At 70.2% G+C, this 11765-nt stretch carries 13 protein-coding genes; 6 read left to right on the top strand and 7 right to left on the bottom strand.

The window, feature by feature from the left end; translation table 11 throughout:
* Window positions 1–5: 5 nt before the first annotated feature.
* The 6 genes from rlmH to GZH52_RS12730 form a co-directional block, all read right to left on the bottom strand.
* Window positions 6–476, bottom strand: a complete 471-nt coding sequence (gene rlmH / locus GZH52_RS12755) for a 23S rRNA (pseudouridine(1915)-N(3))-methyltransferase RlmH (protein ID WP_163316837.1) — start codon at window positions 474–476, stop codon at window positions 6–8.
* Window positions 477–531: 55 nt separating this feature from the next.
* On the bottom strand, window positions 532–903 hold the full coding sequence (gene rsfS, locus GZH52_RS12750; protein WP_136554129.1) for a ribosome silencing factor: 372 nt from the start codon (window positions 901–903) through the stop codon (window positions 532–534).
* Window positions 904–991: 88 nt separating this feature from the next.
* Window positions 992–1633, bottom strand: coding sequence for a nicotinate-nucleotide adenylyltransferase (gene nadD / locus GZH52_RS12745; protein WP_163316836.1), 642 nt, complete (start codon window positions 1631–1633; stop codon window positions 992–994).
* Entirely contained in the window at window positions 1630–2196 is a 567-nt protein-coding gene (locus tag GZH52_RS12740; protein WP_163316835.1) for a beta-class carbonic anhydrase, read from the bottom strand. Before GZH52_RS12740 ends, nadD begins: the two co-directional genes overlap by 4 nt.
* A gap of 99 nt (window positions 2197–2295) precedes the next feature.
* Complete coding sequence (locus GZH52_RS12735; protein ID WP_163316834.1) at window positions 2296–3282, bottom strand: DUF2804 domain-containing protein; 987 nt, start codon at window positions 3280–3282, stop codon at window positions 2296–2298.
* Window positions 3283–3330: 48 nt separating this feature from the next.
* Complete coding sequence (locus GZH52_RS12730; RefSeq protein ID WP_163316833.1) at window positions 3331–4191, bottom strand: MBL fold metallo-hydrolase; 861 nt, start codon at window positions 4189–4191, stop codon at window positions 3331–3333.
* 92 nt (window positions 4192–4283) lie between these two features.
* Here GZH52_RS12730 and GZH52_RS12725 point away from each other — a divergent pair, with 92 nt between their 5' ends.
* From GZH52_RS12725 to GZH52_RS12700, 6 genes are all read left to right on the top strand, one after another.
* Complete coding sequence (locus GZH52_RS12725; protein WP_136554139.1) at window positions 4284–4604, top strand: ArsR/SmtB family transcription factor; 321 nt, start codon at window positions 4284–4286, stop codon at window positions 4602–4604.
* Between the two features lie 57 nt (window positions 4605–4661).
* Window positions 4662–5093, top strand: a complete 432-nt coding sequence (locus tag GZH52_RS12720; RefSeq protein ID WP_163316832.1) for a YeeE/YedE family protein — start codon at window positions 4662–4664, stop codon at window positions 5091–5093.
* Between the two features lie 10 nt (window positions 5094–5103).
* On the top strand, window positions 5104–5529 hold the full coding sequence (locus GZH52_RS12715; RefSeq protein WP_163316831.1) for a DUF6691 family protein: 426 nt from the start codon (window positions 5104–5106) through the stop codon (window positions 5527–5529).
* A 1-nt stretch (window position 5530) separates the two neighbouring features.
* Window positions 5531–7237: a SulP family inorganic anion transporter gene (locus GZH52_RS12710; RefSeq protein ID WP_163316830.1), complete on the top strand. Its 1707-nt coding sequence runs from the start codon at window positions 5531–5533 to the stop codon at window positions 7235–7237.
* Window positions 7238–7316: 79 nt separating this feature from the next.
* On the top strand, window positions 7317–8699 hold the full coding sequence (argH, locus tag GZH52_RS12705; RefSeq protein ID WP_163316829.1) for an argininosuccinate lyase: 1383 nt from the start codon (window positions 7317–7319) through the stop codon (window positions 8697–8699).
* A gap of 50 nt (window positions 8700–8749) precedes the next feature.
* Window positions 8750–10279 carry an EAL domain-containing protein gene (locus GZH52_RS12700; protein WP_163316828.1) on the top strand — a complete coding sequence of 510 codons (1530 nt, stop codon included), beginning with the start codon at window positions 8750–8752 and terminating at the stop codon, window positions 10277–10279.
* Here the strand turns inward: GZH52_RS12700 and glpK are convergent.
* Window positions 10276–11748 carry a glycerol kinase GlpK gene (glpK, locus tag GZH52_RS12695; RefSeq protein ID WP_163316827.1) on the bottom strand — a complete coding sequence of 491 codons (1473 nt, stop codon included), beginning with the start codon at window positions 11746–11748 and terminating at the stop codon, window positions 10276–10278. The genes GZH52_RS12700 and glpK overlap by 4 nt on opposite strands.
* Between the last annotated feature and the right edge of the window lie 17 nt (window positions 11749–11765).

Below are 11765 nucleotides of genomic sequence, written 5' to 3'. Positions count from 1 at the left end.
AGCGCTTACTCGCGGTGGTAGGGGTGGTTGTTGAGGATGGAGTGCGCGCGGTACAGCTGCTCGACCAGCATCACGCGTACCATGCCGTGCGGCAGCGTCATCGCGGACAGTTGCAGCAGCAGGTCGGCGCGTGCTTTCAGCTCGTCGGACAGGCCGTCGGCGCCGCCGATGACGAAGGCGATATCGTCGCCGCCGGCCATCCATTCCTTCAGTTGCCCGGCCAGTTGCACCGACGTCCAGTTGCGGCCGCGCTCGTCGAGTACGACCAGCCGGCAGCGCGCCGGCAGCGCGGCGACAATGCGCGCATGCTCGGCGGCGATGCCCTTGTCGGCGGTCACGCCGCCGCCGCGCTTCTCGGGCTTGATTTCCTTCAGCTCGAAGCTGATGTCGCGGCCGAAACGCTTGGCGTAGTCGTTGAACGCCTCGTCGACCCAGCGCGGCATCTTGGTGCCGACGGCGAGCAGGGTGATTTTCATGGCAATGCTTCGTATACGGACGGGGCCGGCTTGCGCCGGCCCGCAAGGGACAGGCTTACAGCGCCGACCACGGCTTGCCACCGGCCGGGGTGAACGACGGCTTCTGGCCGCCCCACAGTGCTTCGAGATCGTAGTAGTCGCGCACGGCGGGCAGCATCACGTGGACGACGACGTCGCCGGCGTCGACCAGCACCCATTCGCCCGACTCCTGGCCTTCGGTGCCGACCAGGTCGACGCCGGCTTCCTTCAGCTTGACGGCGACGCTGTTGGCGAGCGCCTTGACCTGACGGTTGGAGTCGCCGGTGGCGACGATCATGTGCTGGAACAGCGAGGTCAGTTCACGGGTGTCGAGCGAGACGATGTCCTTGCCCTTGACGTCTTCGAGCGCCTCGACGGCGAGTTTCACGATTTCCTGGATATTGTCCATTTTCCTGGTTCCGGGTGCGGCAGCCGAGCGGCTGGGCCGGGCTGCAGGGTAAAAAGTACACGGGCCGCGACGGCGGCCCGGTAAGCGTTCATGCGGGGCGGTACAGCCCCAGCCTGCGGATATGCTCCGCGACGGCCTCGGGCACGCAGTCGGCGACGTCGTCGCCGGCGGCCAGACGCCGCCGGATTTCGGTCGCCGACAGGGCGACCGGCGTCAGCGCCAGGGCGCGGATTGTACCGCAAGGCGTTCGGTTTGAAAAATCAGAGACTTGGCGCGCGTCCCATTCGGCGCGCACCGCCGGCGCGAGGCGTGCCGCGTCGAAGCCCGGGCGGATCGCTACCGCCAGGTTGGCGAGCGCAAACAGCTCGCGCCAGCGATGCCAGCGATCGAGGTGTTCGAGCGAGTCCGAGCCGATCAGGCACCACAGTTCGGTGTTCTGCCCCAGCTCGGCGCGCAGCGCCTCCAGCGTCTCGACCGTGTACGCGTTGCGCGCGCTTACCACTTCGCGCGCGTCGGCGGTGAGGCCGGTTTCGCCCGCGATGCCCAGCCTGACCATCGCCAGCCGCTGCCCGGCGTCGGCGTGCGGGCCGCTGTCGCGGTGGTAGGGCCGGCCGGCCGGGATCAGCCTCACCTCGTCGAGCGCGAGCTCGTCGCGCAGCGCGCGCGCCAGGCGCAGGTGCGCGTTGTGGAAGGGGTCGAAGGTGCCGCCGTAGACGCCGACGCGCTTCATGCTGCCTCGTAGCCGTCGACGACGACGGTCAGCGCGCCGGTGGCCGGGTCGATCACCAGCCCGTGCACCGGCACGTCGCGCGGCATCAGGGGGTGCTGGCGGATGGTCGACACCGTATGGCGCACGCTGTCCTCGACGCAGCAAAAGCCCTGCAGCCAGCCTTCGAGGTCGATGCCGGCGGCGCGCAAGGTGGCGATCGTCTCTTCGCTGACGCCGCGCTCGCACGCGTTGGCGAGCACCTGCTGCGGGTCGATGCCGCCCATGCCGCAGTCGTGGTGGGCGACCACGCACACTTCCTCGGCGCGCAACTGGTAGACGGCGACGATCAGGCTGCGCATCACCGAGCCCCACGGGTGCGACACCATCGCGCCGGCGTTCTTGATCAGCTTGGCGTCGCCGTTCTTCAGGCCCATCGCCCGCGGCAACAGCTCGACCAGCCGAGCGTCCATGCACGCGAGCACCGCCAGGTTCTTGCCGGGAAACTTGTCGGTGCGTAGCGCCTCGTACTCGCGGCTTTCGACGAAAGTGCGGTTGTGCGAGAGCAGGGTGTCCATCAGCCGCATCGGCGCGTCTCCTGTATCTGGAATAAATGCACGAACAGGGGGCGGATGGTACACCGAACCCGTCCGCGCCGGCAGTAGGGATACCGGCGCGGCGCGGGCTTACCAGCGCGAGTGGTGGTCTTCTGTCACGCCGCACAGGCGGTCGACGACGCGGCACGCGCCGCTTGCCGGGTCGCGCAGCACGCCGCTGAAGGTGCCGATCGGTTGCACGTAGCGGCTGGCGGCGATCACCAGGTCGCGGTCCTCGCGGCGCAGGCCTTCCGGCGTGAACACGAGCTCGACCGCGCCGTCGTCGCTGCTGATCCGCCACGGCGCGGCCGGGTCGGCCTGGTCGTAGTCGAAGTGCACCGCGCCGACGCGGATCAGCCGGCCGTCCAGCCAGACGGCGTTCTCGGCGTCGCCCATATAGCCCGCCTGCAGGTTGAAGCCCAGGCCCCGGCCGTGTGCGCTCGCCCAGCGCCATTCGGTGCGGCGCGCGAGCAGGCCGTTCGACGCGTCGAGGCTGCCGACGGCGCCGTTCAGCGAGAAGCGTTGCCCGGCGGCGTCGGCGAAGCCGACCACCTCGAGTCCGCCGCTCTTGTGCGTGGCGTGCGCGAGGTAGTTGGCCGGCGCGACCGCGGCGAGCACCGGGGTGTCGTCAAGCAAGAGGTGGGCGGCGAGCTTGAGCGTGCGGCTGTCGACCTCGACGCCGACGCGCTCGCCGTCGCGGCTGAACGCGATCCGGCCTGCGCGCGAGCGGAAGGTTGCGTGGCCGAACGCGGTGTCGTCGAGGCGGGCGCCGCCGGGCAGGCCGGTCGCCGAGAACGCAGCGATCTCGCGGCCTGCGGCCCGGTCGAACAGCCAGGCGAACGCGGCGCTGCTCCAGCCGAGGTCGACGACGGCGACGCCGGCGAAGCACGCGTCGTGCGCGAGCGCGGCGTACTGCCAGCGCTTGTGGTGCAGCTTGCGCGTCAGCCGCGCAAGGGGGGAAAGGGGCAGCCTGTGCCAGTTCAGGTGCGGGATCACGCCCTGGTACATGCCGAAAGCAGGAATCCCGCGCTCGTGCACCAGTTGGCGCGGCGCGGGCAGAAGAGGTGAGGGGTCCATCGCTTGGGGGCGCGTCGGACGCGCCCGGTTGTTGCAGATCGCCCGAGTTTACATGAGGTTGAGCGGAATTTTCAGGTAGGCGACGCCGTTGGCTGATTTTGGCGGCAGCTCGCCGGCGCGGATATTCACCTGTACCGACGGCAGGATCAGCACCGGCATCTCCAGTTTCGCGTCGCGCGCTTCGCGCAGCGCGACGAAGTCGGCTTCGCTGACGCCGTCGTTCAGGTGGATGTTGGCACGGCGCTGTTCGGCGACCGTCGTCTCCCAGCTGGGCGCGCGCCCGGCGGGCGGGTAGTCGTGGCACATGAAGAGGCGGGTGGTGTCGGGCAGGGCGAGCAGCGCTTTGGCCGAACGGTAGAGTGTGGCAGCATCTCCGCCCGGGAAGTCGCAGCGCGCGCTGCCGACGTCCGGCATGAACAGCGTGTCGCCGACGAATACCGCGTCGCCGATGCGGTACGCGATGTCGGCCGGGGTGTGGCCGGGCACGAACAGCGCCTCGGCGGTCAACTCGCCGACGCTGAAGCGCTCGCCGGCGGCGAACAGGTGGTCGAACTGGCTGCCGTCGCGCGCGAAATCGTCGCCGAGATCGAACACGCCAGCGAAGATGCGCTGTACTTCGGTGATCTTCTCGCCGATCGCGACCTTGCCGCCGACTTGCTGCCTGAGCCAGGCCGCCGCCGACAGGTGGTCGGCGTGCGCGTGCGTCTCGAGGATCCACTGCACGGCAAGCTTGTGTTCGCGCACGAAGCCGACCAGCGCTTCGGCCGACGTGGTGCGGGTGCGGCCGGACTTCGGGTCGTAGTCGAGCACCGGGTCGACGATGGCGGCGTGGCCGCCGTCGCGGTCGTAGACGACGTAGCTGACGGTGCCGGTGACCGGTTCGAAGAAGGCCTGGACAGAAGCTTGCATGGCGGGACTCCGTGGCGAATGGATGAATCCACTATATTGCAAGTCAATATATCTGTAAATATAATGAACGAACAACGACAGAGGACGACACGATGGAACTGAATGTCTTGCGCGACAACGCGGCGCGCGCCACATCCCTGCTGAAGAGCCTGGCCAACGAGGACCGCCTGCTGCTGTTGTGCCAGCTGGTCGACGGCGAGAAATCGGTGTCCGAGCTCGAACGGCTGACCGGCATCCGCCAGCCCACGCTGTCGCAGCAGCTCGGGGTGCTGCGCAACGAGAAGCTGGTGTCGACGCGGCGCGACGGCAAGTGGATCTATTACAGCGTCGCCAGCGCCGACGCGCTGGCGATCCTCGGCACCCTGCACGGCATCTTCTGCGGTGCGGAGGGGCAGCTGCAGCCGGCGGCCTGAGGAGGCATGCCCGGCGGCACGACAACAACATGACAGCGACACGACAAGGGGAAGCAGATGCAGGTCAACTTTGAAGCGTTCACACCTTTTTCGGCACTCGCCGGCGGGGTGCTGATCGGTCTTGCCGCGGCGGCCTTCGTGCTGCTGCTCGGGCGCATCGCCGGCATCAGCGGCATGCTGGGCGGGCTGATCGAGCGTGCCGCCGATTGGCCGCTCAGGCTCGCCTTCGTGCTGGGGCTGATCGCCGCGCCGGCGCTGTACGCGCTGCTGGCCGGCGGCCTAGCCGTGCCCGAGGTCAGCGCGTCGCCGCTGACGCTGGTGGTGGCGGGGCTCTTGGTCGGTGTCGGCACCCGTTACGCGTCCGGCTGCACCAGCGGCCACGGCGTGTGCGGGCTGTCGCGGCTGTCGCCGCGTTCGCTGGTCGCGACGCTGACCTTCATGGCGGCGGGTTTCGCCACCGTCTTCGTCGTCCGTCACCTGCTGGGCTAAGGAGCGCGCCATGACCATCCGCAAACTGTTCACCTCGTTCGCCGTCGGCCTCGTGTTCGGCGTCGGCCTGATCGTCTCCGGCATGTCGAACCCGGCCAAGGTGCTCGGCTTTCTCGACATCGCCGGGCGGTGGGACCCGAGCCTCGCGCTGGTGATGGCCGGTGCGATCGGCGTCGGCCTCGTCGCCTTCCGCGTGGCCGGGCAGCGGCCGCGCGCCTTGCTGGGAGATGCGATGCAGTTGCCGACCAGCCGCGAGATCACCCCGCGCCTGATCGGCGGCAGCCTGCTGTTCGGCGTCGGCTGGGGGCTGGCCGGCATCTGCCCGGGGCCCGCGCTGGTGCTCCTGGGCATGGGCGTGCCGCAGGGTGTGCTGTTCGTCGCCGCCATGCTCGCCGGCATGGCGCTCTTTACCTTCCTCGAACGCGGCAAGCGTTAACATGCGCGCCGTGCCGCTGCCGCCCTGGCTTGCCGGCTACCGGCGCGAATTTCTCGCCGGCGACCTCGTCGCCGGCGTCGTCGTCACCCTGCTGTTGGTGCCGCAGGCGCTGGCCTACGCGCTGGTCGCCGGCCTGCCGGCCGAGGTCGGCCTGTACGCGAGCCTCGCGCCGCTCATCATCTACGCGCTGGCCGGGCGCAGCCACGCGCAGTCGGTCGGGCCGATGGCAGTCACCTCCTTGCTGGTCGCCTCGACCCTGGCCCGCCTCGCGCCGGCCGGCAGCGCCGAGTACCTGTTGTTCGCTATCTGGCTCGCGCTGCTGTCCGGGCTGATGCTGGTGCTGCTAGGCGCGTTCCGGCTGGGGCTGGTCGCCGACTTCCTGTCGCAGCCGGTGCTCGCCGGCTTCGTTTCCGCGTCCGCGCTGATGATCGTGCTCTCACAGCTGGCGCCGCTTGCCGGGGTGGCCGGCGGCGGCGCGACGCTGCCCGCGCAGCTCTCCCGCCTCGCGTCCTCGCTCGGACAGGGCGTGTCGGCTCCGGCGCTGTGGCTGGGCGGCGCGGCGCTCGCGTGGCTGCTCTGGGCGCGCGCATCGCTGGCGGAGACGCTGGCGCGCGCCGGCGTGCCGGTGTTCTGGGCGACGCTGGCCGAGCGTGTGGCGCCGGTGGCCGCGCTGGCCGGCGGCGCGCTCGCGGTGCATGCGTTCGATCTGGCCGGCCGCGTCGCGGTCGTCGGCGTGATCCCGGCGGGCCTGCCTGCGCCGTCGCTCGCGCTGCCGTCGTTCGCCGAGCTGGCGCAGCTGGTGTTGCCGGCGTTCTTCATCGCGCTGGTGAATACCGTGCAGAGCCTGTCGGTCGCGCAATTGCTGGCGGCACGGCGCGGCGAGCGGCTGGACCCGGACCGCGAGCTCTTGGCGCTCGGGCTGTGCAACCTCGGCGCCGGCCTGTCCGGCGGCTTTCCGGTCACCGGCGGGCTGACCCGCTCCATCGTCAACGCCGACGCCGGCGCCAATACCCAGCTCTCGTCGCTGGTCAGTGCGTTGCTGATGCTCGCCATCGTGCTGTTCGCCACCGGCGCCCTGGCCGGGCTGCCGCTGGCCGTGCTGGCGGCGACCATCGTCGCGTCGGTGTGGAGGATGGTCGACTTTTCCCTGTTCGCGCGCGCGTGGCGCAGCCGGCGCGCCGACGCCGCCGCGTTCGGCGCGACCTTCGCCGCCGTCTTGCTGCTGGGCGTCGACAGCGGCATCGTGGTGGGCCTTCTGGTGTCGCTCGGCGCGTGGATCGCCGGCAGCGGCAAGCCGCATATCGCCGAGGTCGGCCGCATCGCCGGCAGCGAGCACTTTCGCAACGTCGCGCGCTTTGCCGTCGAGCGCCTGCCCGGCGTGCGCTTCGTGCGCGTCGACGAGAGCCTGTACTTCGGCAACGCGCGCAACGTCGACGCGGCCTTGCGCGCGCTCGCCGCCGACGCGCGGGTGCTGGTGCTGATCATGAGCGGGGTGAACCGGGTCGATTTGTCCGCGCTGATGATGCTCGAGGCGCTCGACGACGCGCTCGCCGCACGCGGCACCACGCTTTGGCTCTCCGACATCAAGGGGCCGGTCGCCGTGGTGCTCGGCCGCGCCGGCAGCGAGGCACGCTTCGCCGGGCGTACCTTCCTGTCCGCCAACGACGCGTGGATACGCCTGTCGAACGGCGCCGACTACCAGATCTGAGCGCGCCCGCTTCCCGCCGTTCCTTGCGTATGGCATGGTATGGGGCTAGCCATACCGCATCGACAACAAGGGAAACCCCATGCAAGACCAACACGCCTGGTCCGGCCGCTTCTCGGAACCGGTCTCCGAACTCGTCAAGAAATACACCGCGTCGGTCGGCTTCGACTACCGCCTCGCCGAATTCGACATCGAAGGTTCGCTCGCGCACGCGGCGATGCTCGCGCGCGCCGGCGTGCTGTCGGCGGACGACCTCGCCGCGATCCGCCGCGGCATGGCCGAGATCGTCGAAGAGATCCGTGCGGGCCGCTTCGAGTGGCGCCTCGACCTCGAGGACGTGCACATGAACATCGAGCGCCGGCTGACCGACAAGATCGGCGACGCCGGCAAGCGCCTGCACACCGGCCGCAGCCGCAACGACCAGGTCGCGACCGATATCCGGTTGTGGCTGCGTGCGCAGATCGACACCATCGGCGGCCTGATCGGCGAACTGAAGGGCAGCCTGCTCGACTTGGCCGAGCAGCACGCCGACACCGTGATGCCGGGCTTCACCCACCTGCAGGTCGCGCAGCCGGTGACCTTCGGGCACCACCTGCTCGCCTATGTCGAGATGCTGTCGCGCGACGCCGAGCGCTTCGTCGACTGTCGCCGCCGCGTCAACCGGCTGCCGCTGGGCGCCGCGGCGCTGGCCGGCACCACCTTCCTGATCGACCGCCCTTACACCGCCGAGCTGCTGGGCTTCGATAGCGTCTGCCACAACTCGCTCGACGCGGTGTCCGACCGCGACTTCGCGATCGAATTCACTGCTGCCGCGTCCCTGGTGATGGTGCACCTCTCGCGCCTGTCCGAAGAGCTGATCCTGTGGATGAGCCCGCGCGTCGGCTTCATCGATATCGCCGACCGCTTCTGCACCGGCTCCTCCATCATGCCGCAGAAGAAGAACCCGGACGTGCCCGAGCTGGTGCGCGGCAAGTCCGGCCGCGTGGTCGGCCACCTGGTGTCGCTCGTCACGCTGATGAAGGCGCAGCCCCTGGCGTACAACAAGGACAACCAGGAAGACAAGGAGCCGCTGTTCGACACCGTCGACACGCTGATCGATACCTTGCGCATCTACGCCGACATGATGCGCGGCATCACGGTCAAGCCCGAGGCGATGCGCGCAGCGGTGCTGCAGGGCTTCGCCACCGCGACCGACCTCGCCGACTACCTGGTGAAGAAGGGCCTGCCGTTCCGCGACAGCCACGAAGTGGTCGCGCTGGCGGTGCGCCACGCCGAAGGGCAGGGGGTGGATCTCGCCGAGTTGCCGCTCTCCGTGCTGCAGGGCTTCAGCGCGCTGATCGGTGAGGACGTGTACGCGGTGCTCTCTCCCGAGGGCAGCCTGGCGCAGCGCGACCATGTCGGCGGCACCGCGCCGGCGCGCGTGCGTGCCGAGATCGCCCGCCACCGCGCGCTGCGGGGAGCGTAAGCGGAACGGTCGTATAAAATGGGGGTTTGACTTCAACCGGGTCGTCCCCCATGCCGCTGCTCCAGCTGCGAGTACCGTCCCGCCTGCTGCGCATGGCGCTTGCTTCGCTTGCCGTGTTGCTGCCGGTGCTGGTCGGCTGGGGCATCACCGTGTCGACCACCTATCTCGGGCTGCGTGACGACGCCGGGCGGGCGCTGGCCGAGTCGGGCCGCGAGATGCACGCGATCTTCGAGCGCGCGCAGCACGCGGCGCGGCAGGTGCTGCCGCAGGCCGGCCAGCCGTGTACCGACGAGGTGGTGCACCGCTTGCGCCATCAGGTGACCACCGTGCTTTATGTACGCACGGTCAGCCTGGCGCGGAACGACCATCTGTACTGCTCGTCGCTGTTCGGCCGGCAGGTCAGCGATGCCAAGCGGGAAGGCTACGCCGACGGCCGCGCGCGGCTGATGCCGGGCAACGATTTGACGCCGGACGAGGCGGTGTTCGTGTGGCGTGAGCCGGCTGCGGACGACGCCGCCGTGCTGGTCGGCGTCTCCGGCGGCCACCTGCGCAGCGCGCTGCGCCACGGCGTGCTGGGGCAGGGCGTGATGCTGCAGGTTGGCCCAAACTGGATGGACGGCAAGGGGCGGGTGCAGGCCGGGGCTATTCCGCACAAGCTGCTGTTCGACATGCGCAAGGCCGACCCGGTCTATCCGTTCACTGTCGCCGTCGCACTCGACGGCGATGAAATCCTGCTCGCCGCCTGGCGCGCGTACGAGCCGATGCTGGTGCTCCTGGTACTGGTCGGCCTGTTCGGCGCGTGGGGTGCCTACCACTGGATGAGCCTGCCGCGGGCCGCGGGCGAGGTGATCGAGCGGGCGCGGGCCCGCGGCGAGTTCGTGCCCTACCTGCAGCCCCTGGTCAGCCCGCTGAGCGGGCGCTGGCTGGGCGCCGAGGTGCTGATGCGCTGGCACGACGGCGACCATGTGCTGGCGCCGGGCGCGTTCATCGCCGCGGTCGAGCAAAGCGGCTGCCTGGGCGCGATCACCCGCGACCTGATGGCCGCAACCACCACCGGGCTCGCGGGCGCGCGCCTGCCGGAGGGCTTCCATCTGGCGTTCAACGTCACCGCCACCCAGCTGGCCGACCCTGCGCTACCCGGCATGTGCCGCGCGCTGCGCGAGCGGCTGGGTGACGCGGTGGTGCCGGTGCTCGAGCTGACCGAGCGCGAGACCTTCGACCTTGCCGGGCACGGCGGCCAGCTCGCCGAGCTGTTTGCGCTCGGCGTGGAGCTGGCGATCGACGACTTCGGCACCGGGCAGAGCAGCCTCTCCTACCTGTCCGAGCTGCACGTGCACACGCTGAAGATCGACCGCGCCTTCGTCGACTCGATCGAGCGCGACTCGCTGGGCAAGGTGGTGCTCGACGCGGTGATCGAGCTTGGGCAACGCCTCGGCCTCAAGCTGGTCGCCGAGGGCGTCGAGACGGCCGCCCAGCGCGACTACCTCGCCGCCGCCGGCGTCGACGTGCTGCAGGGTTACTTCTTCGCGCGGCCGATGCCGCTCTCCGACTTCGTCCGCCAGCTGCCCGCACATGCCTAGCGGCTGAGCGTGCGCCCCACCGCGTCGCGCCAGCCGCCGTACAACTGGTCGCGCCGCTGCGCGGCCATCGCGGGCTCGAAGCGTGCCGCGCGCTGCCAACTGTCCGACAGCGTCTCCAGCGAATCGAATACGCCGGCGCCCAGGCCGGCCAGCCACGCCGCGCCCAGCGCGGTCGTCTCGCTGATGCGCGGGCGCTCGACGGGCACGTCCAGCATGTCGGCGAGGAACTGCATCAGCCAGTCGTTGCCGACCATGCCGCCGTCGACCCTGAGCGACGCCGGTGCTTGCACGCCGTCCGCCTGCATTGCCGCCATCAGGTCGCGGCTCTGGTAACACACCGACTCCAGCGCCGCGCGCACGATATGCGCGATGCCCGAGTCGCGGGTCAGCCCGGTGATCGCGCCGCGCGCCAGCGGGTCCCAGTACGGTGCGCCAAGGCCAGTGAACGCCGGCACCAGGTAGACGCCGCCGGTGCTCTCGACCTGGCGCGCCAGCGCCTCGGTCTGACCTGCGTGGTCGATCAGGCGCACCGCGTCGCGCAGCCACTGCACGGCGGCGCCGGCGATGAAGATGCTGCCTTCGAGCGCGTAGGTCGGGCGGCCGTCCAGCCGGTAGCAGACGGTCGACAGCAGGCGGTGGCGCGACGCGACGATGGTGTCGCCGGTGTTCTGCACCATGAAGCAGCCGGTGCCGTAGGTCGACTTGACCATGCCTGGGTGCACGCAGGCCTGGCCGACGGTCGCCGCCTGCTGGTCGCCGGCCATGCCGGTGATCGGGATCGGTTCGCCGAACAGGTAGGTGGTGCCAAAATCCGCCGCGTTGTCGCGCACCTCGGGCAACAGCGACGCCGGGATGTCGAACAGCGCGAGCAGGTCCTCGTCCCAGCACTGGCGGCGGATGTCGAACAGCAGGGTGCGCGCCGCGTTGGTCGCGTCGGTCGCGTGGACCCGCCCCTCGGTCAGCCGCCACAGCAGGAAGCTGTCGACGGTGCCGAAGGCGAGCTCGCCGCGGTCGGCACGTTCGCGCACGCCGGGCACGGTGTCGAGCAGCCAGCGGATCTTGCTCGCCGAGAAGTAGGGGTCGAGCACCAGGCCGGTGCGTTCGGCGACCAGCGCCTGTGCCTCGGGTGTCGACAGCGCCTCGCACAGGCCGGCGGTGCGCCGGTCCTGCCAGACGATCGCATGGTAGACCGGGCGGCCGGTGGCGCGATCCCACACGAGCGTCGTCTCGCGCTGGTTGGTGATGCCCAGCGCGGCGACGCGGCCGACGCCGGGCGTGGCAAGCGCCTCGCGGCAGACTTTCAGCGTATGCGCCCAGATCGTCTCCGGGTCGTGCTCGACCCAGCCCGGCGCCGGGAAGATCTGCGGCAGCTCGAGCTGGGCTCGGGCGAGTACCTCGGCGCCGGTCGAGAACACCATCGCGCGGGTGCTGGTCGTGCCCTGATCGATGGCGAGCAGGCTGGGCGTCATGGGGTTTCCTTGTGAAA

Source organism: Crenobacter caeni, assembly GCF_010435965.1.
Classification (GTDB): domain Bacteria; phylum Pseudomonadota; class Gammaproteobacteria; order Burkholderiales; family Chromobacteriaceae; genus Craterilacuibacter; species Craterilacuibacter caeni.
Note: the sequence above shows the minus strand (reverse complement) of the source record. Positions and strands in the feature narration are given on the sequence as shown.